Here is a 25,874-nt window from a genome sequence, read left to right as displayed (position 1 = left end):
AAGAATTAATAAAGTTAATACCTACACAATAAGTTAATAATGGAAAATCTATTGTTGTATAATTAAATTAGCTCTACAATAGGAAGACGAATTAAATTTGATAAAGGATGAGGTTAAGTGGTTAATGAGGGAAATGGCAGAATAAAGCTTAAGTCTGTTAGTCGAAGTACACTATCAAAGCAAGTAGTTGAACGTATCGTTCAGATGTTAACGAGTGGTCAAATGAAACCTGGAGATAGACTACCTTCGGAGATGGAGTTAATAGAGGATTTAGGAGTTAGCAGGCCTATATTACGTGAGGCATTAAGTGCATTAGAAATACTTGAAATCATTACACGAAAAACCCGAGAGGGCACATTTTTTAATGAAAAAGTTGGAAGTCATCCCTTTTCAGTTATGTTAGCGCTATCTGCTGATAATTTACCAGCAATTGTAGAAGCACGCATGACTTTAGAGTTAGGTTTAGTGACTCTTGCTGCAGAAAAAATAACTGACGATCAGTTAAAAGAACTAAAAGAGACTATAGATGCAATAGCAAATAGTAAAGATAATGACTATGGGGAAATTGATAAAGAATTTCATAGAATTATTGCTTTAAGTGCAAATAGTACTGTATTTGAAGGGATGATTCATTCCTTGCTTGTTGCTCATGATAAAACCGACCGTGAAATTAAATATAGAGAACGTGAACGTACAGTTAAACATCATACTGCGATTTACAATGCATTAGCTAACCATGATCCCTATGAAGCGTATAAACAGATGTATCACCACCTTAATTATGTTCGCCAAAAGGTTTCAGAACACTATCTTGTTTAAATTTATTTGCTAAACTCCACAAATACAAGAGATAGATAAAAGTAAAAACTATTTTGGAATTTACTTTATTATATAGCGTAGAAAGTAAATTTCATGTATCTGAAAGAGATGCCTAAAGGTATCTCTTTTTCTTATTTTTTATTTTCACAGAAGTATTTAAATTTAATTTGACAAATAATTTAATTTGTCTTACAATAAAATCATAAGAATTATTAGAAAATTTAAAATCTAACTAAGGAGATGAATGATGTATATGATTAGAAAATCGCCTATAGGTATTGCAGGATTTCCAGTTGCTCCTTTTAATGAGCAAGGAAATATTGATGAGAAAGCTTTAATTAAAAATATTCAATTTCTACTTGATGAAGGATTAGAATCTATTTTTATAGCTTGTGGCTCTGCTGAATTTCAATCGTTAAGTAAAGAAGAGTATGAAGTGATGGTAGAATTAGCTATTTCTACAGTTAAAGGAAAAGTGCCTGTGTATACAGGAGTAGGAGGAAATATTAAAACGGCATTAGAATTAACGAAAATTTCTGAACAAAAAGGCGCTGATGGCTATTTAATTCTCCCTCCATATCTAATTGAAGGCGAACAAGAAGGACTTTATAACTATCTTCGAACTATTATAGAAAGTACCAGTCTTAATGCAATTGTATATCAACGAGATAACTGTGTTTTACAATTACCGACTCTACAAAAGTTAATTGAACTACCTCAGCTAGTAGGTTTAAAAGATGGAGTTGGAAATATTGATTTAAACATTGAATTAACTCAAGCAATAGGAGACCGTCTAGGATGGCTAAATGGCATGCCAATGGCTGAAGTAACAATGCCTGCCTATGTTCCTCTCGGATTTAATTCTTATTCATCTGCTATTTCTAATTATATACCACATATCTCACGTATGTTTTATGAAGCACTTTTAAAGGGGGATAAAGAATTAGTTAGTGAGCTATATAAGAACATTATTTTACCTATTAATAATATTAGAAAACAGAGGAAAGGCTATGCAGTATCTTTAATAAAAGCTGGAATGGAAATTGTGGGTTTACCTGTTGGAAATACAGTTCGACCACCGATTGTTCCTGTAGAAAAAGAGCATTACCAACAGCTAGAAAGCATATTAAAAGAAACATTTAAGAGATATCCAAAACCTAATCATAAAGTATTAACTTAAAACTATAAATTATAATTTAGGAGACATTAAATTTCTATACTTTTTAAATTATTTTGTAAGCGTTTTATAAAGTTGAAGAAAGATAAGGAGGATAAGTATGACTTTAAGCACCAAAAATAATGTATATTCAAATTTTATTGGAGGTCAATGGGTAGAATCTTCTTCAGGAGATGTTATCAAAAGTATTAATCCAGCAAAAACAAATGATATTGTAGGTTACGTGCAAAATTCAACAAAAGAAGATTTAGATTCTGCTGTAGCATCTGCAAAAAAAGCACAAATTCAGTGGAAAAAATTATCTGGAGCTGAACGCGGACAGTATCTCTATAACGTAGCAAACGTCATGGAAAAACGACTTAATGAAATCGCAGAATGTGCAACGCGCGAAATGGGGAAAACTTTAGCAGAAACAAAAGGCGAAACTTCACGAGGAATTGCTATTCTTCGTTACTATGCTGGCGAGGGCATGAGAAAGGTCGGAGATGTTATTCCATCTACAGACCAGGATGCTCTTATGTTTACAACAAGAACTCCATTAGGCGTAGTTGGGGTTATTACCCCATGGAACTTTCCAATTGCTATACCGATTTGGAAGGTAGCTCCTGCATTAATTTATGGAAATACTGTAGTAATTAAGCCAGCTACAGATACTGCAGTCACATGTGCTAAGATAGTTGAATGTTTTGAAGAAGCAGGTTTACCTGCTGGTGTAATTAATATTGTAACAGGATCTGGTTCAATTATTGGACAGGGAATTGCGGACCACCCTGATATTAACGGGATTACTTTTACTGGTTCTAATAATATTGGAAAGCAAATTGGACAATCTGCTTTGAAACGGGGCGCAAAATACCAACTGGAAATGGGAGGGAAAAATCCTGTTATCGTAGCTGCCGATGCTGATCTCGATCTTGCCGTAGAAGCAACAATTGCTGGGGCATTCCGTTCTACAGGTCAAAAGTGTACGGCTACTAGTCGAGTGATTATTCAAAGCGATGTTTATGATGTTTTTAAAGAAAAATTATTAGCAAAAACAGAAGAAATTACAATAGGTGATGGCTTAAAAGAAGGAATTTGGATGGGGCCATGTGCGAATAAAAATCAACTGCAGACTGTCCTTACTTATGTTCAAAAAGGATTAGATGAAGGAGCAAACCTTGTATTCGGAGGGGAACAACCAAAAGGAAGCGAATATGAGAACGGATTCTATATTCAACCTACCATCTTTGAGAATGTAACATCTAATATGGCAATTGCCCAAGAAGAAGTTTTTGGTCCATTTATTGCCCTAATTAAAGTAGATTCAATAAAAGAAGGATTAGAAGTAGCAAACGATGTCCAATATGGATTAAGCGCTTCTATCTTCACCACTAATATTGGACATATGCTTTCATTTATTAATGAAATGGATGCGGGTCTTGTTCGTATTAATGCGGAAAGCGCTGGAGTTGAGCTTCAGGCTCCATTTGGTGGTATGAAACAATCAAGCTCCCACTCTCGTGAACAAGGTGAAGCAGCAAAAGAGTTCTTTACTTCTATTAAAACCGTCTTTGTCAAAGGATAATAGAAAAGAATGTAGGTAAAGAGGTATTCAACTAATGAATACCTCCTTACTTAAAATATAGGGTGTTAAAAAGTTAATCCTGAATAATAATTTGCAATAATACACTTACCTATAGACAATAAATTATTGAAATCCATAAAGTGTGTGATGACATTTGTAAGCGATGTCATTAATTTTTTCTAAATTTATCTATAGCGATTTTAAAACAATTTACATTTCAATTTATGAGTCTCTGTTTCTATTAGAGTTGAATTCTGATTTGATTTAGTTTTATATGTTTTAAAGTCTCTATATTTTTATTAACCAAATAATAGTTTTCTTAGAAAGACATTCAATTTAAAAAGTTCTCTCACACCTCAGAAAAACCTGCTAAGAATAGATTTATACTGATTTAGGATTAGCTAACCCTTCTTATAAATATACCAATTAATCTAAGGGGAGAGTACATATGAACACTAATAAAGCATTAGCCACTAACCCTAATCCTAGCCCGTTAAAAGAAGTAAAGAAAACTCGAGTTCGCTGGCTTATTGTAATGATGTTATTCTTGGTTACTGCCTTCAACTATGCTGATCGAGCGACGCTCTCAATTGCAGGAGACTCTATGTCTAAAGAACTTGGATTGGATTCTGTCATGATGGGTTATGTGTTTTCAGCTTTTGGATGGGCCTATGTAATTGGTCAAATTCCGGGTGGTTGGCTTTTAGATCGATTTGGGTCAAAGAAGGTTTATTTTTGGAGTATATTTCTTTGGTCTCTGTTTACATTCTTACAGGCATTCATTGGAGTTTTTGGTGCGGCCGGCACAGCCGTAATGACTTTATTTGCTTTACGGTTTTTAGTGGGATTATCCGAAGCACCTTCATTTCCAGCAAATAGCCGTATCGTCGCTTCCTGGTTTCCAAGTAATGAACGCGGAACAGCAGCAGCAACTTTTAACTCTGCCCAGTACTTTGCAACCGTTCTTTTTGCACCAATCATGGGATATATTACGTACAAATATGGCTGGCATGCTGTTTTCTTATTCATGGGGATCTTAGGGGTTTGTTTAAGCTTTTTATGGCTAAAGGCTATTTATGCTCCTAAAGACCATCCTCGTATTAATAAAGCTGAGCTCGATTATATTGAGCAAGGTGGCGCCCTAACAAACATGGATCAGTCACAGGAGAAAAAAATAAAAAAAGAAAAAGTAAATTGGAAACCTGTAAAAGAACTATTATCAAATCGTATGCTACTAGGCGTGTATCTTGGACAGTATTGTATTACTACACTTACTTATTTCTTTCTAACGTGGTTCCCTGTTTACCTTGTTCAAGAACGCGGCATGTCTATACTTAAGGTTGGATTTGTTGCTTCACTTCCTGCAATTTGTGGGTTTGCTGGTGGAGTTTTAGGCGGCATGTTTTCAGATTTTTTATTAAGAAAAGGATATTCTCTAACATTCGCAAGAAAAACGCCAATTGTCATTGGGATGCTTATGTCTATGAGTTTGGTTGCTGCAAATTATGTAGAAGCTGAGTGGGTTGTCATCTTTGTAATGGCTGTAGCGTTTTTCGGTAAAGGATTTGGTGCATTAGGTTGGGCAGTAGTCGCAGATACCTCTCCAAAGCAAATGGCGGGGTTAAGTGGTGGTCTTTTTAACATGTTTGGTAATATCGCAGGAATTACAACACCAATTATTATAGGATATATTATTGCTAAAACTGGATCATTTAATGGTGCACTAGTTTTTGTAGGCGCTAATGCATTAGTAGCAATCTGTAGTTACTTATTCCTTGTTGGTGAGATTAAAAGGGTGGAATTAAAAAACTATAAATAGATTATAGTTACCTAATAAAGAAATTATAGAGTGTTCAAGAGGTGTAATATAGTAATTAGTACACTACATCATAAGATCTATTTCAGAGGTTAATTTGATGAGGAGGAATACGAATGAATAATCAAATCACAGTAAATAACAAGATTTCAAAGGGAAATTTAATATCGACACCAATTATTACGGACATGCAAGTTATCCCAGTGGCAGGACATGACAGCATGTTGCTTAATCTGAGTGGAGCTCATGCCCCTTATTTTACTCGTAATATTGTCATTCTAAATGATAATACGGGTAATGTAGGCGTTGGGGAGGTTCCAGGCGGCGAACGTATTCGTCAAACATTAGAGGATGCCAAAGAATTAGTCATTGGCCAATCTATTGGAAAGTACAATAATATTTTAAATAATGTACGTAGACAATTTGCAGATAGAGATGCTTCAGGTCGTGGTTTACAAACGTTTGATTTACGTACTACAATTCACGCTGTGACAGCTTTAGAGGCAGCTTTATTGGATTTAGTAGGCAAATATCTCAATGTACCGGTTGCAGCACTACTTGGGGAGGGCCAGCAACGCGATGCAGTCGAAATGCTAGGATACTTGTTCTATGTAGGTGATCGTAACAAGACCGATCTTCCTTATCTGAGTGAACCTAGTGCAGAAAATGATTGGATGCGCTTACGCCATGAAGAAGCATTAACTCCAGAGGCTATTGTGCGACTTGCTGAAGCAGCACATAAACGTTATGGCTTTAATGATTTTAAGTTAAAGGGTGGTGTATTACGCGGGGAAGAAGAAATTGAAGCTGTGACAGCTTTAGCTGAACGTTTTCCAGAAGCAAGAATTACTTTGGATCCTAATGGAGGCTGGTCATTAGAAGAAGCGATTAGATTATGCCGTGACCAACATCATGTTTTAGCCTATGCAGAAGATCCTTGTGGAGCTGAAAATGGTTTTTCTGCTCGAGAAGTTATGGCTGAATTCCGTCGAGCTACAGGTTTACCTACAGCTACAAATATGATTGCGACGGATTGGCGCCAAATGGGGCATGCCATTCAACTTCAATCAGTAGATATTCCTTTAGCAGATCCGCATTTCTGGACAATGCAAGGATCAGTACGTGTCGCACAAATGTGTAATGATTGGGGACTTACATGGGGATCTCACTCCAATAATCATTTTGACATTTCTTTGGCAATGTTTACACACGTGGCTGCTGCGGCACCTGGAAAAATTACAGCTATTGATACTCATTGGATCTGGCAGGATGGACAACGCTTAACTAAAGAGCCATTCAAAATTGTTGGAGGTCTAGTAACGGTTCCAGATAAACCTGGGCTAGGTATCGAGATTGATATGGAACAAATTGAGAAAGCACATCAGCTATATAACCAAAAGGGGTTGGGAGCACGTGATGATGCCATGGCTATGCAATATCTAATTTCAGATTGGAAATTTGATAATAAGCGTCCATGCTTGGTTCGCTAAGAACAGATCGTAATTTTCTGACTATTCAAACTACAGCTGGCAAATCATTTTATAGATTAGGGACTATGTAATGGATGAAAGTAATATAAAATCAGTTTTATTCAATTAATAACAATGTTTATACTTTGTTCAATGTTGAAGGGATAGAGGTAATGAAAGAACCAATCCCATGAGGAGTTTTACTATTACAAGTGGGAGTATTTTTCACTAATGTTTCATTTTAGATAATATAACATGCAAGGCGAGGATAGAGTTTAATTAATATAAAGTAAAACCTCTTAAAGAATAAGAGGTTTTACTTAAATAATGTAGATTAGAAGATAGTTTATCGTTGGCTCATTTTAAAGCTCTTTCCTCAGTTATTAAATAAGGCTACTAATATTAAAGTTATGGAAAAACAATGTTTATATTTTAGATTTTTTAATTTTTATAGCCACTTACTTATTTTAATATTTTATCTAAATGTGAAAACAGGAGAGGAGACAGGCTGGTGTTCTTAAAGCAATTAACACAAAGTCATTTTATTACCAAAAGGGGACCTTAAAAACATCTAAAGAACTTGTATGTCAACTTGATCCTTTTGAGCAAACTCTCTATTTAAAAGATGAACAGGAAAGAAATTTTTCCATTCATTTATCCAGTATTAAAGAGATTCATTAATTGCTTTAAGTCTCATGCATCAGCAAACCATACTTAGGCTAGCTAATTATTTAAATGATTTACAAAGTTCTAATTTTCGAGCAGATGTTAATAAAAAAAGTTATAGGCTGGAAAATGTATTGATAATAAAGTCAGAAATAAATTTATCAATGAATAAGTTCTATCCGAAAAATAAATTATTTTGTATTTCTTTTCTTATAAAGTTGGAAAAAACAACTTTTGAAGGGTTAATAAAGCGTAAAAATCGTTATACATCTGTAGATTATTTAAACCTTTCCTCAAAACTTATAAGGAAAGGTTTTCTTTATGCTTTAGATAGGAAGGGGTAAGTACATGCGAAGTTATCTCATTTTAACGATGTGCGGATTATTTTTGATTCAATACTTTGTACCTTCTCATTGGCTACAATATTTGGTTGTAGGTATATCATTATTAGCATTCATAGGTAGTGCATTGAATGCTGACCCCTTTCCACGAGCGCTTGGAATTTTGATGATGGGAATAGGAATTATTATTGAATTTAATAAAGGGAGTGGGCTGGACGGAATTAGTAAAGGGATTTTATTAATTCTTCCATTACTCTGCCTTATAACTCTAGCCCCGCTTCTTTCACTTCCCTTGAGGCTTGGAGGATATTTTGAAACGGTTGCCTTATTGCTACGTAATCTACTATATCAGCCGAAAAAATTATATGCTGGAATCACAAGTACCTTATTTTTATTGAGTCCCATCCTAAACTTAGGTTCTGTAAGAATTATTAATGAATTTCTTAAAGACCTTAAACTTCCTCCTGCAATGTCAGCCAAAAGTTATTTAGTAGGATTTTCTACATCTGTAATGTGGTCACCATATTTTGCATCTGTATCTTTAGTTCTTTACTATCTTAAGGTTCCATTTAATGATTATATTATATATGGAATCGGATTATCTCTTCTTTCCTTACTTGTAGGGAATTTGTTATTTTATATCTGGGAGCGTCGTCATCCATTATGTAAAGATTCCATCAAAGAAGTAAAGCTAGAAAAAGGCCAAAGAAATCATCTAATAAAGCTTGTATTATTTGTGTTAATTTTAATGGCTACATGTTTAATTGTAGAAAGGATCACCCACTGGTCTATGGTAGTTATTGTGTGTCTATTTTCAGTTATAGTTCCACTTCTATATGGATTATTAACTAAAATTTGGAGGGAGATAATTTCTCAATTAGTTGACTTTCGAGATCGTACTGTTCCTATGATGAACAATGAGATTATGCTATTTATGAGTGCTGGGTTGCTTGGTTATGCTATGAAGGGAACTAAGATTGCTAACCAAATTGGCACATTACTTACAAGTTTGGCCCATCAATCATTTCTCTTATTTGCTATAGCAATAATGATTATTGTCCTTGCTGTAACATATATAGGTATACATCAAATTGCGGCTGTAGGAGCCTTGGCTATGCAATTAAATGCTCAAGATTTAGGAATAAGTAATTTAGCTTTGGCTATGCTTCTCTTACTTACATGGTCTATTTCAACTGCACTAAGTCCTTTCTCGGGACTGAATTTAATGGTGAGTCGTTTTGCAGGAATTTCAGGGATTGAAGTTGGTCTTCGATCAAATGGCTTACATGTTTCAATCGTTGCTATTCTAGGTATAGTAGTTATCTCTTTCATAGGATAAACTATAGTTTATCTGCCGGAGAAAGATTGCAACATAAAAACTTAGATTAGTTTTCAAATAATCTATACCTTGGATATATGCTAATATAAATTGAAGTAGTTACCTACACAAGTTACAAGACAGCTAATATTATTTTGGCTGTCTTGTTAGCAAATCGAACAAATACACTTATATCTTATTCTATAATTTCCAACCTTTTTATTTTATTTAGGCGTGTAAAGTTCAAAACAAAAAACACGAATTTCCAACTACAGAATAAACGAAGCATAGTTCAATCCCATCAAGAATTCAATGATTTAGTCAAATGAATATGAGAGAAAAACTACTGATCAAAATCAGTGGTTTTCTTTTTTTACTGTATATCCTATACATCTTTAGTTAACATAATCACGCTTATGTAAAATTTCATATTAACTAAATCACTTCAAATATACACGTAATGATTAACGTACTTTAGTTAAAGTATTGTTAATTATTATATATTGTAGAAAAACGACATATTTTTCTTAGCTAAGGATTAATTACAAGGAGTTTTTAAATCATCTACATGTTTGGAATTCCTTTGGACATACTGTTTATGTACCGGTAGTATATAGCAAGGAGGAATTGATATGTTAAATGAAAATCAATCTGTGCAGGAGACAATGGAAAGCTTTTGGCGCACAACTTGCGGAACGTGGGGAAACTGCAATGAATCCACTGTCCAAGCCTTTTTATCACAGTGCGAACAGCATAGCATTGACCCTCAGTTTTGCATGAATTGGATTCAACAGCACAGGGATAAAATTCCAAACTGGTCCGCTGTTTCAGATAAAACGCGCGAATGGGTGAATGAACATACTTCTACTGGTTCTCCTGTATCTATGTTTGATCAAAATAGTGATTAAATACAAAAGAGATGGACAATATTTAATGATCTCTATACAACTTTAGTTACCATAATGTTCCTTATCGGAAACGCGAAGAAAGACCCCGGAACTCACTTTTTGAATTCGGGGAGTTCTTCCTTCTTATAAGAACAAGTATGCTAACTAAAGAGACCTGTATTGCGTACCTATATTTTATTATTTATGCCTCTGTATCAATGGGAGAAGTAATCTCGTCTTTATATAAGTCAAAGTACAGTTGCCCATTTGTTCCCTTTACACAATACGATACATCAGGTAAAGCCAATCCTCGGTGATCCAATTCTGTAAATATCCAGCTTTTCTTTAATTGATTTTGGGCGAAATTTTTATCAATAATTTGACCGTCCATAATCAATTCAATAGGGAAAACTGGTGCCGTGGGGATTTTTATTCCTACGTCTTTTTTAGTTGAATTTCGATAGGGCGGTTTTTTTAATACTGATAAATGTCCGTCAGCTTCAATAAGCGCGTATTCTACTTCATCAATATCAAATATATCTTTTTTCCTTAACGCTTGATTTAATGAATCCATTGTAAATTTTAATTTCTTCATATTTTCTTCAAGTATTTTTCCATCCTGAATAACTACAGTTGGTTCTCCATTAAGCAATGCCCTGGCATTTCTATTTTTCAATGAAACTAAAGTCGCAAGGAATATAATTGCACTAAAAATGATTAATGCAATTATAAAATGACTAAAACGTGTTGACGTATTAAATGTCAAGTTTCCTGCAATAGATCCTATCGTAATGGAAGCAATAAAATCATGATAAGTCATTTGAGCAATAGTTTGTTTCCCAAGTAGATGAGCAATAGATATAAGTAAAACAAATGCTATGATAGTACGAATTATGACTTCGAAGATCCCAACCATTTATTCGCTCCTTTTAATTTTTCTTCTTATCTTTTTCTTAACATTAAATACATAAAACATACATAAATAAAAAATTTACAAGTTACAAAAAAACTTTTATAGAAAGCTTTTGTAACTTGTAAATTTTGCTTTATTGAACGATTATAAAAATAATGGATTTATGGAGCATTATTTAATATTAAAAATAAAATGAGAAATGGTTTTCTAAAGCCATGTAGAAAAAGGGCGTATTTGTCGTCACTAAGAGTAAATAGTAAAAATTTAAATAATATACGAAGTACTTTAGTATTTACTTAAAGAATTATGAAACACAGGTAAAAGAAAAAGATTATTTTTTTCTAAGTAGAGTCAATTAAAACATTTATTTTTAAAGAACGTTTTAAATTAGATAGAATAACTTTATTTAACCAAACCTTATATTACAATAAATTTTAGAAAATGAGCACTTCTCCTTCTTGAAGAAATGCTCCCGTTAATTTAAGTACAACACTTCACGACGTAGGTTCAAATAATAAAAATATCGTTTTATTATTTTACTCAGTTTTCTCCCCCGAATTTTTTGCCGGAATTTTCCATCATATCAAGTATTGGGATAAATTCACGCCCTTTAGTTGTTAAGGAATATTCAACACGTGGAGGCACCTCTGGAAAAACCTCCCATTTAATTAGTCCATCTGTTTCTAGTTCTCTCAACTGTTTTGTAAGAGAACCTTGTGAAATATCCCATAAAAAAGCTTTAATTTGGCTATAACGACGTTCTTTTGCTTTTAAAAACCACAGGATAATATACTTCCAGCGTCCTGAAAGCACATTTTGAGTATAAGCAATGCCATATACTTCTGTTTGTTCCTTTATACACTCTTTATCAAATCCATCCTTACATATTCTCGACATCTTTTCACCTGCTTTCTACGGTTAAGTACAAAAAAATGTACTACGGCAATTATTATTGCCCTCTTCAAAAATACGAGTAATGATTATATTCAAGTTCATGTACTAAATTTATTCAATCGAGGCAAAACAACTTTTAGCGCAATAATATGGGAATTCCTTACCAATATGGAAGGGCTGAAATATTAAATAACTAATAGAGGAGAGGATACAAATGCAGGAGGCATGGGAACTCTTGGGCCACATGCGGGCCAGAATACAATTTCCGATGACCCCGAGGAAATTGGTGAACGTCTTAGAAAAGAAATCCAAAAAACAAAGCAACTTACGAACAAACCATTCGGTGTTAACTATCACCTCGTTGAGGATAGTCAAGAGGATCATCCCACCATTAATCAGATTTTAAAAGTGTGCATCGAGGAAAATGTTAAAGTTATTGTTGCAGTCGGCTTTCCTAATGAACAAGGTATTAAGAAGTTGAAGGAACTTGGATTTACAGTTATTTTCCGAGAATCGCCGAACTCAAGTGTTTCAGGAGCAAAAGCCGCAGGTGCTGACATTATTGTCGCAACCGGTTTTGAGGCAGGAGGTGCGCCTCCAAGCAATCCAATTGGAACAATGTCGATCATACCGTTAATTGTAGATGCAGTAGGTATACCTGTTATGGCAACAGGAGGAATTGTAGATAAGCGAAAGGTTAATGAAGCATTTGCTTTAGGTGCAGAAGGAGTCTACCTGGGCACGAGATTTATCGTAACTAAAGAGTTCCCAGCAAGTGAAGTGACTAAGCAAGATATAATCAAACATGGAAGTGAAGATTTAATACTCATTAATACTTCTCATGGTTCGTTCTTGCGTTCTACACCTCATACGTTAGCGTTGCAGGCAAAGAAGTTAAATTCTGAGGGAGGTAGTGCAGAAATTGGAGGACAAGCCTTCAAACTTGGGCTGTTGAAAGGCAAGCTTGATGAGGGAATTGTTACTGTTTCTAGTGAGATCGACCATATTAAAGAGATTAAAACTTGCAAAGAAATTGTAGATGAACTGATGGAAGATATAATGGCCGCAGGATGATAAATAATCATTCGGAATCCGTTTTTAGTTATTTCATTAATGTGAGAACATACAAGTTGGTCCAGCCTAACACAACTATTTGTCATTGAACTAACGAGTGTCGATAGTGAAATAAATAAACCCCAATCTCCCTGAATTAGACTAAGAGATTGGGATTTTTAATAGGGGTATTACTTAACGTTGGAAATCCTCATTTTCCTGACGCTACCCCTAATATATGTTTACTGTTTGATAAATATATGATTGTGTAACTCTAAGCAGAATAATTCTTATATATACAAATTCTTTAGGATAGAGATTTCTTAAATGCTTCTTTTACTGATAAGAAAATAAAGGCTTCTACATCGCTGAAATTTGCATCGAATGAGTAGTTATACACAAAACAAAAGTTAATTTCGTCGGAGAACGTTTCTCTGTATTTTAGATACATATTTTTATTTTTGATGTTTTGTATTCAGTGATGTAAGGCGTTTTTCGACGAGTATTTTAGTTTTAAATTCACAAACAAATTTATTGATAGTAGGTATGGGTTGTTCTAAGGTTATTTTTATATAAAATTAATTATTAAGAATATCTTATTCATAATTGAGTGAATGAGAGGGAATTTTAAAGTTTATTCTCTTTTTAGATTTAAAATGGCATGACCATATGCACTTGTGTTTGTTTTTTGATAGGAGCATTTTGAATATCACTTGATGTTAAATAAGATAGTTTTTTCAGGAAATTTATAGTTTTTAGTTTTTGATTAATATCTTCTTCTGTAGATATATCTTCTTTTCTTATTTTTTCTATTGATTCCTGTATAGATTGTTTATAGCTATTACTTTGAATAAACCATTCTCCTATGAGTTTTTTTGTTGCTTCTCGTTCATCTTCACTTTTAACTGAAAACAAACTCTCAGTTTCGGTCTCCTTTAATGTAATAGAGGTAAAATCAGGATTCATCTGAATAATAAAGTAATTTCTTTGGCGGTCATAATACTTTCCTTTTCTCAAAAGAAAGTACTCTATCCCGAGCTGAATTTCATAAAATGGATGATTTTGAGTAGGAATTTGAATTTTTCTTACTGTAACATTTCCCTCTGAGTCTAAATAGGTTTCCAAACCCCGATACGTATTAATTACTCTTGCATCTAATACATTCATGGTATTGTTCCTCTCTTTTTATTAAGTAGTCACCAATTTCCTTATAAACCTGGAAGACTGTTCTTAAAATCTATATTAAAGAAGGGGAGACCTCACTAAAAGATGAGGTCTCTCCGAATTAATAAGCTAATGCAAATAATCCTTTGATATGAGATAAGTAACGAACGTTACTTGCTTCTTTCATAAGTGACGCTGGTAAACCTTTTAATTGCGTTTTGTTTCCGCCGATGGTACCAATTGCATCTTTACGTCCAAGGCTTCCTAGTGTACCAGAGAAGACAGGAACGAATGATTCCATTGCTCCGCCGCGAATAGCTACTGCTAAGTTCACGCCTACAACTTCACCCATTTGCCAAGCTAATTGAGCAGTAGGTGGGTAAGGGCGACCTTCTGGACCCATTACAACTGCTGAGTCACCAGCAAGGAATACATCTTTATGAGATGTAGATTGTAAGAATTCATTAACAAGTGCACGACCGCGGTTTACTTCGATACCTGAGTTAGCCACTACAGAGTTACCTTGAACTCCGCCAGTCCATACCATTGTTTTTGTTTCAATTTTGCTGCCGTCTTTAAGTTCAACAGTTGTAGCATCCATTTTTGTTACAGGTGTACCCGTAACGAATGTAACGCCGCGTTTTGTTAAGCTTGATTGAGCGCGCTCTACTAATTCAGCAGGGAAGCCTGGAAGAACTGTAGGAGCTGCTTCTACACAGTATAGAGAAATTTCTTTTGGATCAATACCGTGTTTTAGACATAGGCTTGGCATTAAGTCAGCGTATTCACCAACAAGTTCAATACCTGTTAATCCGCCGCCGCCAACTACGATTGTACCGTCAGCTTTATTTTTTGTTTTGCTGTATTCAGCAATACAAGCTTCTACGTGTGCACGTAAACGGTTTGCATCATTTACTGATTTAAGAACGAAGCTGTGCTCTTCTAAACCAGGGATACCGAAGTAAGCCGTTTCACTACCTAAAGCTGTAACAAGGTAGTCATAGCTTAATTTTGTACCATCTTCAAGAGATACTTCACGTTGATCTGGTGAGATTTCTTTTACTGTTGCAATTTTTAAATCAACGTTGTAGTTTTTAAGTAGTTTATCAAGTGGTAAAGCTACCGCTTGTTCAGAAACGCCGCCTACAGCTAGACGGTGTAATTCTGTAATGATTTGGTGAGTAGCAAAACGGTTCACTACTGTAATTTTTGCTTCATCCGCACTTAAGTGTTGGCGAGCTGTCATTGCAGTTAACAAACCACCGTAACCGCCGCCTAAAATTAAAATATGTTTTGACATAGTCGATCCTCCGCCTATCCTTTTTAATGAAATTTATTATTGTTTTTGATTTTTAATGTCTATATACGCCTGCACAAAACGAAATAGTTTTTGAGTCTGTGGATCTTTGAACATACGTAATAAATCAAATAAGCCAATCGAGCTAGAAGTATTTGCTTGTGCACGACCGCTGGCCTCGATAGCAGTAGCTGCAAGACCTTTTACTGTTCCTTCTACCGGCTCGATAAATTCTTTTACCCCACCAAGTAGATCTTCTTTTAATACATCGTCAGTTAATAATGATTGTGCAACATCATAAGTGTTTGTAAGTAACGTTACTATTTCGGATAATTTCGGTAAATTATCTACAATAATAGTAAGTCTTTGTTGTACTTCAGGATTTAATAATTGATTTAGTGCGTTCATTTGCTCTTCACTTAATACTGTAGATTTAATCCTCTCATCTGTAGAAGGGGGGATAACAACTGATTGTGACATAATAAGACTCCTTTTCTATAATCTCTTTTTTGTAGGAGTACTTGAAGTACTCCTGCTTTTTTTAAAAACAAAATACGTAAGGCTATATTAGTTACCATGAATTCTTCACCCTGCAAGTATCAAATCTTTAATTTGGAATAAATCATGATGTAATTAGGATGAGGGTTATTAAGAATCTTAATGAATTTCTTTCTCGTTACTTATAATTAAAAAACTTCAAATGAAATCGATTTCATTTATGTCTACTAAAAATAAGTCATTTTTTCATTATTTGTTTGGTATCATATAATAACTTGTGTCAATTTTTTTATTTGTAATGAAAATAAACGAATAAAAATTACCCAATTTTACTACGATAACATCAACGACTTGAAAAGTGTTTGTTAATGTAATTTATAAACACCTAATACTATTAGAGAATTTAAGGGAAAAGGAGATGCCTTTGGGAAGGGGATAGACATCTCCTTTTTACTAAGCTTTATGACTTGATTTGAATTCCCTAATCTTTGCTTTTACTGTTTGCTTAACGGCTTCTTTACCTGGGGTAAGAATAGCACGTGCATCAAATGTTGCTGCATCGTTATGCAGAACCTCTCGAATAGCTTTAGTCCACGCTTGCAAACATTCTGTATTCACGTTAATCTTGGAATGCCCCAGTTCAATAGCCTTTTGAATTTGATAGTCAGGGATGCCTGATCCACCGTGTAAAACAAGAGGTACATTTGTTAATTCCGAAATCTTCTTCATTTCATCGAATCCTAGATTTGGCTCACCTTGATATGGACCGTGAACAGAGCCAAGGGCTGCCGCCAATGCATCAATTCCTGTTTCATTAACAATGCGCACACATTCCTCTGGGTCAGCATATTGAATCCCACCGATAAGGCCGTCTTCATTACCACCAACGGTGCCAACTTCAGCTTCAACAGAAACACCATGAAGTTTTGCATACTCCGTTACCTGCTTGGTCATTTCAATATTTTCATTAATTGGATGATGTGAGCCATCAATCATGACAGAAGTATATCCTGCATCAATTGCTTCTTTACATCGTTCCACGCTACTTCCATGGTCTAGATGTAGGGCAACTGGTACAGTAATGTTCTTGTCTTCTACAATCCTATTAACCATTGTTGCAATCGTTTTAAATCCGCCTAGGTAATCTACAAGTCTATCAGAAGAGGCTACAATAATAGGAGATTGTTCCTCTTGAGCTGCTTCTAAAATAGCTTCGGCCCATTGAAAACTATTAATATTAATCTGCGCAACCGCATACTTTTCTTCTTTTCCTTTCAAAAGCATCTCTTTCATGGAAACTAAACCTTTTAGTACCAACGTCACTTCTATCTCACCTCTCTTATTTAGCTAATTAGTATTGTTTTGCCGTCTCTAATTTTTGTTGTCTAAATTCGTGTGCTTTTTGAATACTTTCTTTATTTGATACTTCCGCCACGCCTACGTTCCACCAGCTGTCATAGCCATCTGTCATAGTCTTCGGTAGTACTTTAATATCAATTAAAGTAGAAACTTCTTGTTTCTTAGCATCTTCTAAAGCTTCCTTTAATTGTTCAATTGTATTAACACGATACGTTTTTGCCCCATATCCTTCTGCTGTTTTCGCATAGTCAATATTTAAGATTTGGTTATCATGGGTTCTGAATTCGCAGAAATAGCTACCACTACCATGATCCATTTGTAAATTGTTGATGCATCCAAAACCAGAATTATCAAATAGTATAATATTAATTTTTTGGCTATATTGAATAGCTGTTATCAATTCTGAGTGCAACATTAAGAAACTTCCATCTCCAACAAGTGAGTAGACTTCTTTTGTTGGTTCAGCCAATTTAACTCCCAATGCACCTGATACCTCATATCCCATACATGAATAACCATATTCAACGTTGTACGTATTTGGTACGGACGTATTCCAAATTCGCTGTACGTCTCCAGGAAGAGATCCTGCTGCAGTAATGATTGTACTATCTGGTGCAATCGTATCATTAACGGTAAGTAGAGCTGTTGTTTGAGCCAATTCAGTATTTAAGGTATCAGCGTACTCATTCAAAACATCTTGTGAAAAATGATTTTTAACTTCTGGATCAAAATTCTCACGTGTAAAGGTTACTTTACTTAAACGATCACGTTCAGTTATCCATTCATTCTTCAATTCAGTAATAGTTTGACCAAACTTACTTTCATAGCCGTCTAAAAGAGGTGCCAATTGTTCTAATGTTAGTTTTGCATCTGCAACAACTTGGAAGGCATCCATTTTGTATGCCTGTAAACGACTAACGTTAATGTTTAAGAATTTTGTTTGATCAAAATTAAAGGCAGTTTTGGATGAAGTAGCAAAATCCGTATATCTAGTGCCAATTCCAATAATCAAATCTGCTTGACGTGCTGCTTTATTAGCTGCTAGTGTACCCGTAATTCCCATTCCGCCTAGGTTATTCTTAAAACTAGACTCTACTGTAGCCTTACCAGCTTGTGTTTCGACTAATGGGATATTATGTTTCTCTGCTAGAGTAATTAAGATATCGCGAGCACCTGAATATTTTGCTCCTCCACCAACAAGAATAACTGGTTTTTTACTTGATTTAATTAACTCAGCTGCACCATTCAGCTCGCGTTCTACAGGTGCTTTGCGATCTAAATAATGCACACGCTTCTCAAAGAATTTTTCATCATAGTCAAATGCTTCACCTTCAACATCTTGTGCAATACAAACTGTAGCAGGGCCAGCTTTTCCGGGATCTGTCATCACTTCAAATGCACGAATTAAGCTAGACATTAATTGTTCAGGGCGTGTTACACGATCCCAGTATCTTGAAACAGGTTTTAAGGCGTCATTTGTTGTAACTGCCAAGCTATATTCCTGTTCAAATTGTTGTAAAACTGGATCAGGCTGTCTTGTTGCAAATGTATCGCCTGGAATAAACAGCACGGGGATATTGTTAGCTAAAGCTGTACCAGCAGCTGCTGCTAAGTTAGCTGATCCCGGACCAACAGAAGTTGTTACAGCGTAAATTTTCCGGCGTAACATTTGTTTACTGTAAGCAATGGCCGCCTGTGCCATCCCTTGTTCATTCTTTCCTTGAATGACCTGATTCTTGTTCAAGTGCCTGGCCTATACCTAATACATTCCCATGCCCGAATATATTAAAAATGCCTTCAACAAACGGAAACTCTTCACCGTCAACATGGATATATTGTTGATTTAAAAATTTAACGAGGGCTTGTGCTGTTGTTAACCTAATTTTCCCCATGGATATTATCACCTCTTACTTAGTTGTAACTGTTTCTTTTGAATATTCAGCAATTAATTTCTCGATTTCTTCTACCGTAGGCATTGCCTCAGAAGAACTATGTTTACTTACAACAATGGCTGCAGAAGCACTTCCATATTTTAGTGCCGTCTCAATATCTTTTCCTTTAATGAGTGCATATAAGAAGGCAGAGGCGTAAGAGTCACCTGCACCAAATGTTTTTAGTACCTTTGTTAAGTACGCTTGACCTCTAAATACCTCTCTTGACTTTGTATAAGCGTACGATCCCTCAACGCCATGTTTAATAACGATTAACTCTGGAGAATGGTTAAATAGATGATTTACAGTATCGTCATTACTACCATCTTTACTATTTTCCATCACATCAAACTCATCGCGTGTACCTACCACAACATTTGCTTGCTCGGCGACTAACGTATAGTAAGCTGATGTTTCATCAGGTGAAGCCCATGTATATGGACGGTGATCTAATTCAAAAACAATTTTCACATCATTTTTTTTCGCTAAATGTACAGCTTTTAATACGGCTTCCCGCGAAGGGCTCTTCGCTAAGGCTGTACCTGATACAAGAAGAATCTTTGCTTTCTTAATATACTCTTCACTAACTTCGGATGCTGTTAAGAAAAGGTCTGCTACTTCATCACGGTACATTAAGATGCTGCATTCTTCTGGACTTTTAATCTCGGTAAAAGCTAATCCAGACTTATGTCCTTCCTGATCCACTACCATATGAGAAGTATCTACTCCAATTTCTCTCATATATTGTTCAATAAAACGTCCATGCTGATCATCTGATAATTTGCCAATAAATCCTGCTTTTAGACCTAATTTAGACGTTCCAATCGCAATGTTAGCTGGTGAACCTCCAACATATTTCTTAAACGTCATGGTTTCTTCCATAGGACGGTTATATTCGACTGCGTTTAAATCGATGCATGCACGACCAATTGCGATAATATCAAATTCTTTTTCTGAGTTAAATTCAATCTTCATATTGCCAAATCTCCTCATTATTTATTTTCGTTCTAAAATCCATTCATGAGCTGGTTCGTTGTGAAACTTCCAAGTTCGTGTAGGTCCCGCCATAATATTTAAATAGTAAGATTCGTATCCATCTGGCACTGATACAGGATGATACCCTACAGGAACTAACACAACATCCCCATTTTCCACTGCCATCGTTTCATCAAGTGAACGGTCATCTGTATACACACGTTGAAAAACAAAACCTTGTCTAGGATTCATTTCATGGTAGTACGTTTCTTCTAAAAATGATTCATGAGGTAAGTTATCTTGGTCATGTTTATGAGGAGGGTAGCTAGACCAATTACCACTCTCTGTGAATACTTCTACCACTAATAAACTATTTGCAGAGGGATCGGAATCCGGTAAGATATTATGTACCAAACGTTTATTATTGTACTTTCCTCTATTCTCAACACTATTATCCTCTGCTTTTATGAGTCTTGTAGGCAATTGTTTCGTAGATGGGGAATAGCAAAGAATAACACGTGCTTTTGTAACGGCTTCAACCGTAAATGTTCGATCATTTGAAACATATACACTATCCGTTGGTTTCTTTTCGAAAACGCTTTCTCTAGTGCCGATACTTTCAAACGTTTCCTCTTGATCTGTTACATTAATTTTTCCTGTCAAAGCAACAATACAACATTCTACTTTTTCTAGTTCTTCTTTATAGATAGCTCCTGGGTCTAAATCTACAATTTTCATTCCTACATACTCTAATGATGAATTCTCACTTGTTACTTCATGAACTACTTTGACTCCTGGTGATGTTTCAACTGGATTGGGTTTTCGGAGTAATTTACTCATTTACTTTTCAACTCCTATATCGTTTAGTTATTTATGAATGGCTATTATCCCAGCTTAGGATACCTAGGATAATAGCCAATTTACTATTTTTTATTCAAAGGATGGTGCTTTATAATTTGCTGTTACTACTTTTTTACGCGTATAGAATTCAACGCTATCTTTACCGTTTGCAGGTAATGTTCCATAGAATGAAGATTTCCAACCAGAGAATGGGAAGAATGCCATTGGTGCTGGAACCCCTAGGTTGACACCTAACATACCTGCATCAATTTTTTCACGGAAATAGCGAATAGATGAAGCATTTGATGTATAAATGCATGCGCCATTTGCAAATTCTGATTTATTTGCTGTTACCACTGCTTCTTTTAAGTTCTTAACACGTACGATAGATAATACTGGAGCAAAAATTTCATCTTTCCAAATGTTCATGTCTGTCGTAACGCCATCAAAAATAGTTGGGCCTACAAAATATCCGCCTTCTGGCGTATTATCACGGCCATCACAAACTAATTTTGCTCCTTCTTCAATTCCTTTTTGGATATAGCCTAATGTACGTTGTTGGTTTTGCTCTCTAATAACCGGGCCTAGGAACACGCCCTCGTCTAAACCATTACCAATTTTTACGCCTTTAGCTTTTTCCACTAACTTTTCAAGGAATGCATCTGCGATACCTTCTTCTACTGTTACAACAGAACACGCCATGCAACGTTCACCTGCAGATCCAAATGCAGATGCCACTACGTTTGATACAGCAAGTTCTAAATCTGCATCATTTAAAACAATAGAATGGTTTTTTGCACCTGTTAAGGCTTGTACACGTTTTAAGTTTTCACTTCCACGTTTATAAACATATTCACCAACTGGTTGAGAGCCAACAAATGAAATGGCTTTCACTTCTGGATGATCTAGAAGTCCATTTACCACATCATGTGCACCATGTACAATGTTAAATACGCCTTTTGGAAGGCCAGCTTCTTCAAATAATTCTGCTAATTTTTGAGCTAACAATGGTGTTCTTTCAGATGGTTTAAGTACAAAAGTGTTACCTACTGAAATTGCCATTGGGAACATCCAACAAGGTACCATCATCGGGAAGTTAAATGGTGTGATTCCACCGACTACGCCGATTGGGTAACGGTAGTTTGTGATTTCTACATCCGTTGCAATCGTTGGAATTGAGTCGCCCATCATTAGAGTAGGAGATCCTGCAGCAAATTCAACATTCTCAATTCCACGCCCTACTTCACCTAATGCTTCAGCAAGATTCTTTCCGTTTTCGATTGTAATGATTCGAGCTAATTCATTTTTATTACTTTGTAATAGCTGTTGGAAGTTAAATAAAATTCTTGCACGTTTTTGAACCGGGACATCTTTCCATTTTTCAAATGTTTTTGCCGCAACTTCTACTGCATAATCAACTTCTTCTTTTGTAGAGATTGGAACTTGAGCAATTACTTCTTTTGTGGCTGGATTATATACATCTTCGTATTGAGTAGTTTTACTTTCTACCCATTCACCGTTTATGTAGTTTTTTATTTTTTCTACTTTTACCATTACTTTAGACATTTATTTTTCCTCCTTAATTGTAATTAAATAAATAGATGTTTCAGTATTTTCAAGATACTAGGTTAAATCATACTCATAAAGAAAACCTAAAAATATATCGATTTTTTGTCATCTTTTTATAATATCTTGGTTATATTTTGGTTAAGTTAGATTAAATACTAATACTATAAATCACTTCAGTCAACCTTTAATTTTTCATTTTTTATAATTTTGGTGAAGTTTTGATGATTTGTTGGTAAAATATAATCATATAAACCATTGTTGTTTTTATTGATTTTAGAAGCTATTTTAATGCAAAGGGTGATAAAAAATGATTAAGGATAAACGTATAAATAAAATTGAAGAATATATTATTGAACACTCATCGGTTTCTTTAGAAGAGTTAACGGAGGTATTTCAAGTTTCCAAAAATACAGTTCGACGTGACATACAGGAACTAGTTGACAGAGGAGACTTTCAAAAAGTATATGGTGGTATAACTGTTAAGCAGGATAAACGTACAAGGTTAGAGTCTTTTCAAACTAGACAAGTCCGTAATCAAGACGAAAAGAAGAGGATAGGAAGAGTAGCTTCAAGTTATATACAAGATGGAGATATTATCTTCATTGACTCAGGAACAACAACAATTGAAATAATTGAATTTCTCAGTAACAAACAGATCACGGTTGTCACAAATAATATTGATTTTATTGTAAATGCACTTCCGTATGAAAACTTAAATATAATAACTATCGGAGGGATTCTTGAAAGAAAAACAAATTCATTCGGAACCATGAAATACATGAATATTTTAAATTCGTACAACATTAACAAAGCATTTATGGCATCAACAGGAGTATCCATCTCCAATGGTGTAACAAACGCTTCACCACTGGAGAGTGAATTAAAAACATCTATTGTTAAAAGATGCGGAGAAGTATTTTTGTTGGTCGATAATACTAAATTCGATAAATACGGATTAATGACTTATTGTGAATTAAATGAAATTCATTATCTAGTTACTAATAAAAAGCCTAGTGAGGCTTATTATGATTATGCAAAAGATAATCACATTGAGTTGATTATAGCTGAATAAGTGAAGAGGCTCTTTCTTGTTATTAGCGAGAATGAGCCTTTTTATTTGCTCATAATTTGGAACAGTTACTTAAAACGAGTTCGTTCAGGAGTTTTAACACTTATTTTCGAATGAAAGTAATCTTTACACCGGAATTGAACCATTCTATCTAGAATTAAAATAGGTTAGAATAGATGTATAAGCTGTTATGAGGAAAGAGGAGGAAAAATGAAACCAACAATATACGACGTAGCAAATGAGGCAGGTGTATCAATTTCAACTGTTTCAAAGGTACTGAATAATACAGGTAGTATTGCAGAAAAGACTAGAAAAAGAGTTAGGGAAACAATGCGTGAACTAAATTATCAACCTAGCGTGGTAGCTTCAGTCAAAAAGCGTATTCAAACTATCGGGCTTCTAATACCTAATATCGCAAATCCTTTTATGGCAGAAATCGCAAGAGGGATTGAGAATCATGTAAAAAAATATGGCTTTAGTCTAATGATTTGTAGTACAGATAATGATTTAAAAAATGAAATAGAATATATTTCTATACTAAAACAAAAATATGTAGATGGTGTGATAATTGCTACGGGGTTAAAAGAAAATAAAGCAATAAAAGAATTACTTAAAGCAGAGATCCCCGTTACCTTACTTTCAAGGGATGTATCATCACTAGCTGTGGATGCAGTTTTAGTGGATGATTTTCTAGGAGGCTATCAGGCTACAGAGCATCTAATAAGTCTAGGTCATGAGAAGGTTGCAATCATTACTGAAGATATTAATTTTCCTACTATACAAGCAAGGGTTGAGGGATATAAGAAAGCGCTTGAAGAAGCAGGGTTGGAATACGACGAAAGTCTAGTGTTTTCGAATAACACCTCGGTTGATGAAGGAAACCAATCCACACGTGAACTTTTAACTTCAGTTTCTCCCTACAGCTATCTTCGCTTCAACTGAATTTCTTGCAATTGGAGCAATACAAGGTGCACGTGAACTTGCAGTGAAAGTTCCAGAGGAGTTATCAATTATTGGATTCGATAACACTGTTTTGTCTACAATTTTGTGATCCTCCTTTAACTACCATAGCTCAGCCTATTCAAGAAATGAGTGAAAAAGTTGTAGAGCTACTAGTAGCAGAGATTGAAAACCCAAAAGAAACTAAACAGCGTGTAGTTTTATCTCCAAGATTAGTAGTTCGAAAATCTACCTCGCATATTTGAATAAAAGATATAATTAAACTTTAAAGACAAGGTAAAAATGCCAATAACATTACCTTATTTTCTTAATTAACTATACAGTATACAGCCTATAAACTTTATTTATTCAAAAGTTAATATAGCTATTTTAAAAAAAGAGAATGATATTTATTATTTATTTAAATTTTTAAAACATTATTGACAATAAAAAAATTAAAGATAAACTCTTCATTAAGGAAAGAACTTTCCTTTAATTTTGTTAAAAAATTAGATAATTACTTTGTTTATATGTTTACATCAAGTGAAATAAGTAATTTTCGCTTGTTATTTCTTCAATTGTAAGGAAAGTGTTTTCCTTTTAGTCGACTTATGATGAATAAAAGGATGGCTTAATTACACAAGTGTATGAAAGCGCTACAAAAAATGTTGTAAAAAGCTCTTAATAAGAATGAGCGAATTAATATTTGTTTTAAGGAGGAAGAAAGATGAAAGAAATTAGAATTGGACTTGTTGGGGCAGGACGGTATGGGAAGTTTTCATGGGAAATCTATTGCTCACAAAATTCATGGAGCTAAGCTTACTGCAATTGCTGATCCATTTCAGGAGCAGCAGAGATTGGCGTCAGAACTTGGAGCTTCCAAAACGGTGACCAGAATCCAAAAGAAATGTTTAAGGATCCAAATGTTGATGCGGTAATCATTGCAGCCTGCACGTTCACATGCAGAACTTGTTGTAGCTGCTACTAATGAAGGGAAAGCAGTTTTTTTGTGAAAAGCCAATGGCAGTAACTTTAGGAAGCTGATAAAGCTATTGCAGCAGCTCAAGAAGCAAATGTTCCATTACAAGTTGGTTTTAATCGCCGTTTTGTTTCAAGTTTTAGAGCTCTCACGATGATATTGTCGAAGGAAGAATTGGAACTCCACAATTATTAAGATCACTAACTCGTGATCCAGGACTTTCCGGCGATCCGACTCCGATTCCAGAGTGGACAATCTTTCTAGAAACTTTAATTCATGACTTTGATGCATTACTTTATTTGAACCCAGGTACTGAACCAATTGAAGTGTACGC

General features: G+C 34.8%; 20 protein-coding genes and 2 pseudogenes. 11 read left to right on the top strand and 11 right to left on the bottom strand.

Translation table 11 applies throughout. From position 1 onward, the window contains the following. Positions 1-117: 117 nt before the first annotated feature. The 7 genes from ACLHDF_RS07570 (at position 118) to ACLHDF_RS07540 (ending at position 10,081) form a co-directional block, all read left to right on the top strand. Positions 118-819 carry a FadR/GntR family transcriptional regulator gene (locus ACLHDF_RS07570; protein WP_413918298.1) on the top strand — a complete coding sequence of 234 codons (702 nt, stop codon included), beginning with the start codon at positions 118-120 and terminating at the stop codon, positions 817-819. Positions 820-1,066: 247 nt separating this feature from the next. Beyond that, complete coding sequence (gene kdgD, locus ACLHDF_RS07565; protein WP_413918297.1) at positions 1,067-1,999, top strand: 5-dehydro-4-deoxyglucarate dehydratase; 933 nt, start codon at positions 1,067-1,069, stop codon at positions 1,997-1,999. 97 nt (positions 2,000-2,096) lie between these two features. Beyond that, positions 2,097-3,563, top strand: a complete 1,467-nt coding sequence (gene gucD / locus ACLHDF_RS07560; protein WP_413918296.1) for an alpha-ketoglutaric semialdehyde dehydrogenase GucD — start codon at positions 2,097-2,099, stop codon at positions 3,561-3,563. A 448-nt stretch (positions 3,564-4,011) separates the two neighbouring features. After that, a complete protein-coding gene (locus ACLHDF_RS07555) occupies positions 4,012-5,382 on the top strand; it encodes an MFS transporter (RefSeq protein ID WP_413918295.1) in 1,371 nt (456 codons plus the stop codon). Between the two features lie 113 nt (positions 5,383-5,495). Further along, positions 5,496-6,869: a glucarate dehydratase gene (gudD, locus tag ACLHDF_RS07550; RefSeq protein WP_413918294.1), complete on the top strand. Its 1,374-nt coding sequence runs from the start codon at positions 5,496-5,498 to the stop codon at positions 6,867-6,869. Positions 6,870-7,862: 993 nt separating this feature from the next. Beyond that, on the top strand, positions 7,863-9,194 hold the full coding sequence (locus ACLHDF_RS07545; RefSeq protein ID WP_413918293.1) for a hypothetical protein: 1,332 nt from the start codon (positions 7,863-7,865) through the stop codon (positions 9,192-9,194). A gap of 611 nt (positions 9,195-9,805) precedes the next feature. Next, positions 9,806-10,081: a hypothetical protein gene (locus ACLHDF_RS07540; protein ID WP_413918292.1), complete on the top strand. Its 276-nt coding sequence runs from the start codon at positions 9,806-9,808 to the stop codon at positions 10,079-10,081. 181 nt (positions 10,082-10,262) lie between these two features. Here the strand turns inward: ACLHDF_RS07540 and ACLHDF_RS07535 are convergent, their stop codons facing one another. Both ACLHDF_RS07535 and ACLHDF_RS07530 read right to left on the bottom strand, forming a co-directional pair. After that, entirely contained in the window at positions 10,263-10,976 is a 714-nt protein-coding gene (locus ACLHDF_RS07535) for a DUF421 domain-containing protein (RefSeq protein WP_413918291.1), read from the bottom strand. A gap of 537 nt (positions 10,977-11,513) precedes the next feature. Continuing rightward, a complete protein-coding gene (locus ACLHDF_RS07530) occupies positions 11,514-11,870 on the bottom strand; it encodes a winged helix-turn-helix transcriptional regulator (protein WP_413918290.1) in 357 nt (118 codons plus the stop codon). 186 nt (positions 11,871-12,056) lie between these two features. On the opposite strand from ACLHDF_RS07530, the gene ACLHDF_RS07525 reads away from it, so the two are divergent. Beyond that, a complete protein-coding gene (locus tag ACLHDF_RS07525) occupies positions 12,057-12,941 on the top strand; it encodes an NAD(P)H-dependent flavin oxidoreductase (RefSeq protein WP_413918895.1) in 885 nt (294 codons plus the stop codon). Positions 12,942-13,571: 630 nt separating this feature from the next. Here ACLHDF_RS07525 and ACLHDF_RS07520 read toward each other — a convergent pair. From ACLHDF_RS07520 to mmsA, 8 genes and pseudogenes are all read right to left on the bottom strand, one after another. Next, on the bottom strand, positions 13,572-14,087 hold the full coding sequence (locus ACLHDF_RS07520; RefSeq protein ID WP_413918289.1) for a hypothetical protein: 516 nt from the start codon (positions 14,085-14,087) through the stop codon (positions 13,572-13,574). Between the two features lie 118 nt (positions 14,088-14,205). After that, positions 14,206-15,384: an NAD(P)/FAD-dependent oxidoreductase gene (locus tag ACLHDF_RS07515; RefSeq protein ID WP_413918288.1), complete on the bottom strand. Its 1,179-nt coding sequence runs from the start codon at positions 15,382-15,384 to the stop codon at positions 14,206-14,208. A 36-nt stretch (positions 15,385-15,420) separates the two neighbouring features. Beyond that, a complete protein-coding gene (locus tag ACLHDF_RS07510; RefSeq protein ID WP_413918287.1) occupies positions 15,421-15,861 on the bottom strand; it encodes a DUF1641 domain-containing protein in 441 nt (146 codons plus the stop codon). Between the two features lie 471 nt (positions 15,862-16,332). After that, positions 16,333-17,172: a class II fructose-1,6-bisphosphate aldolase gene (gene fba / locus ACLHDF_RS07505; protein WP_413918894.1), complete on the bottom strand. Its 840-nt coding sequence runs from the start codon at positions 17,170-17,172 to the stop codon at positions 16,333-16,335. Positions 17,173-17,230: 58 nt separating this feature from the next. Beyond that, positions 17,231-19,130: pseudogene (iolD, locus tag ACLHDF_RS07500) on the bottom strand (3D-(3,5/4)-trihydroxycyclohexane-1,2-dione acylhydrolase (decyclizing)). Positions 19,131-19,145: 15 nt separating this feature from the next. Beyond that, positions 19,146-20,144, bottom strand: a complete 999-nt coding sequence (gene iolC / locus ACLHDF_RS07495; RefSeq protein ID WP_413918286.1) for a 5-dehydro-2-deoxygluconokinase — start codon at positions 20,142-20,144, stop codon at positions 19,146-19,148. Between the two features lie 21 nt (positions 20,145-20,165). Continuing rightward, positions 20,166-20,984, bottom strand: coding sequence for a 5-deoxy-glucuronate isomerase (iolB, locus tag ACLHDF_RS07490; RefSeq protein ID WP_413918285.1), 819 nt, complete (start codon positions 20,982-20,984; stop codon positions 20,166-20,168). 90 nt (positions 20,985-21,074) lie between these two features. Next, a complete protein-coding gene (mmsA, locus tag ACLHDF_RS07485) occupies positions 21,075-22,538 on the bottom strand; it encodes a CoA-acylating methylmalonate-semialdehyde dehydrogenase (protein WP_413918893.1) in 1,464 nt (487 codons plus the stop codon). 322 nt (positions 22,539-22,860) lie between these two features. Between mmsA and ACLHDF_RS07480 the strand changes: the two genes are divergently transcribed. From ACLHDF_RS07480 to ACLHDF_RS07470, 3 genes and pseudogenes are all read left to right on the top strand, one after another. Further along, positions 22,861-23,625, top strand: a complete 765-nt coding sequence (locus ACLHDF_RS07480; RefSeq protein WP_413918284.1) for a DeoR/GlpR family DNA-binding transcription regulator — start codon at positions 22,861-22,863, stop codon at positions 23,623-23,625. Between the two features lie 207 nt (positions 23,626-23,832). Further along, positions 23,833-24,564 carry a LacI family DNA-binding transcriptional regulator gene (locus ACLHDF_RS07475; RefSeq protein WP_413918283.1) on the top strand — a complete coding sequence of 244 codons (732 nt, stop codon included), beginning with the start codon at positions 23,833-23,835 and terminating at the stop codon, positions 24,562-24,564. After that, a pseudogene (locus ACLHDF_RS07470) lies at positions 24,548-24,827 on the top strand (substrate-binding domain-containing protein). Before ACLHDF_RS07475 ends, ACLHDF_RS07470 begins: the two are co-directional and overlap by 17 nt. Positions 24,828-25,380: 553 nt before the next feature. Here ACLHDF_RS07470 and ACLHDF_RS07465 read toward each other — a convergent pair. Then, positions 25,381-25,503 carry a hypothetical protein gene (locus ACLHDF_RS07465; protein WP_413918282.1) on the bottom strand — a complete coding sequence of 41 codons (123 nt, stop codon included), beginning with the start codon at positions 25,501-25,503 and terminating at the stop codon, positions 25,381-25,383. Positions 25,504-25,874: the final 371 nt, after the last annotated feature.

This window comes from Priestia megaterium, assembly GCF_046599315.1.
In the GTDB taxonomy this organism is placed as follows: domain Bacteria; phylum Bacillota; class Bacilli; order Bacillales; family Bacillaceae_H; genus Priestia; species Priestia megaterium_F.
The sequence above is the reverse complement of the archived record's forward strand: the minus strand, read 5'-3'. Positions and strand labels throughout refer to the sequence as shown.

What these genes read in the sequence shown, in the direction of transcription:
- kdgD (WP_413918297.1), top strand. Translation starts at nt 1,067, where the DNA reads ATGTATATGATTAGAAAATCGCCTATAGGTATTGCAGGATTTCCAGTT.
- ACLHDF_RS07520 (WP_413918289.1), bottom strand. Translation starts at nt 14,087, where the DNA reads ATGAATGTATTAGATGCAAGAGTAATTAATACGTATCGGGGTTTGGAA.
- iolB (WP_413918285.1), bottom strand. Translation starts at nt 20,984, where the DNA reads ATGAGTAAATTACTCCGAAAACCCAATCCAGTTGAAACATCACCAGGA.
- ACLHDF_RS07545 (WP_413918293.1), top strand. Translation starts at nt 7,863, where the DNA reads ATGCGAAGTTATCTCATTTTAACGATGTGCGGATTATTTTTGATTCAA.
- gudD (WP_413918294.1), top strand. Translation starts at nt 5,496, where the DNA reads ATGAATAATCAAATCACAGTAAATAACAAGATTTCAAAGGGAAATTTA.
- ACLHDF_RS07480 (WP_413918284.1), top strand. Translation starts at nt 22,861, where the DNA reads ATGATTAAGGATAAACGTATAAATAAAATTGAAGAATATATTATTGAA.
- ACLHDF_RS07555 (WP_413918295.1), top strand. Translation starts at nt 4,012, where the DNA reads ATGAACACTAATAAAGCATTAGCCACTAACCCTAATCCTAGCCCGTTA.
- ACLHDF_RS07465 (WP_413918282.1), bottom strand. Translation starts at nt 25,503, where the DNA reads ATGATTACCGCATCAACATTTGGATCCTTAAACATTTCTTTTGGATTC.
- ACLHDF_RS07515 (WP_413918288.1), bottom strand. Translation starts at nt 15,384, where the DNA reads ATGTCAAAACATATTTTAATTTTAGGCGGCGGTTACGGTGGTTTGTTA.
- fba (WP_413918894.1), bottom strand. Translation starts at nt 17,172, where the DNA reads ATGAAAGAGATGCTTTTGAAAGGAAAAGAAGAAAAGTATGCGGTTGCG.
- gucD (WP_413918296.1), top strand. Translation starts at nt 2,097, where the DNA reads ATGACTTTAAGCACCAAAAATAATGTATATTCAAATTTTATTGGAGGT.
- iolC (WP_413918286.1), bottom strand. Translation starts at nt 20,144, where the DNA reads ATGAAGATTGAATTTAACTCAGAAAAAGAATTTGATATTATCGCAATT.
- mmsA (WP_413918893.1), bottom strand. Translation starts at nt 22,538, where the DNA reads ATGGTAAAAGTAGAAAAAATAAAAAACTACATAAACGGTGAATGGGTA.
- ACLHDF_RS07475 (WP_413918283.1), top strand. Translation starts at nt 23,833, where the DNA reads ATGAAACCAACAATATACGACGTAGCAAATGAGGCAGGTGTATCAATT.
- ACLHDF_RS07540 (WP_413918292.1), top strand. Translation starts at nt 9,806, where the DNA reads ATGTTAAATGAAAATCAATCTGTGCAGGAGACAATGGAAAGCTTTTGG.
- ACLHDF_RS07510 (WP_413918287.1), bottom strand. Translation starts at nt 15,861, where the DNA reads ATGTCACAATCAGTTGTTATCCCCCCTTCTACAGATGAGAGGATTAAA.
- ACLHDF_RS07530 (WP_413918290.1), bottom strand. Translation starts at nt 11,870, where the DNA reads ATGTCGAGAATATGTAAGGATGGATTTGATAAAGAGTGTATAAAGGAA.
- ACLHDF_RS07535 (WP_413918291.1), bottom strand. Translation starts at nt 10,976, where the DNA reads ATGGTTGGGATCTTCGAAGTCATAATTCGTACTATCATAGCATTTGTT.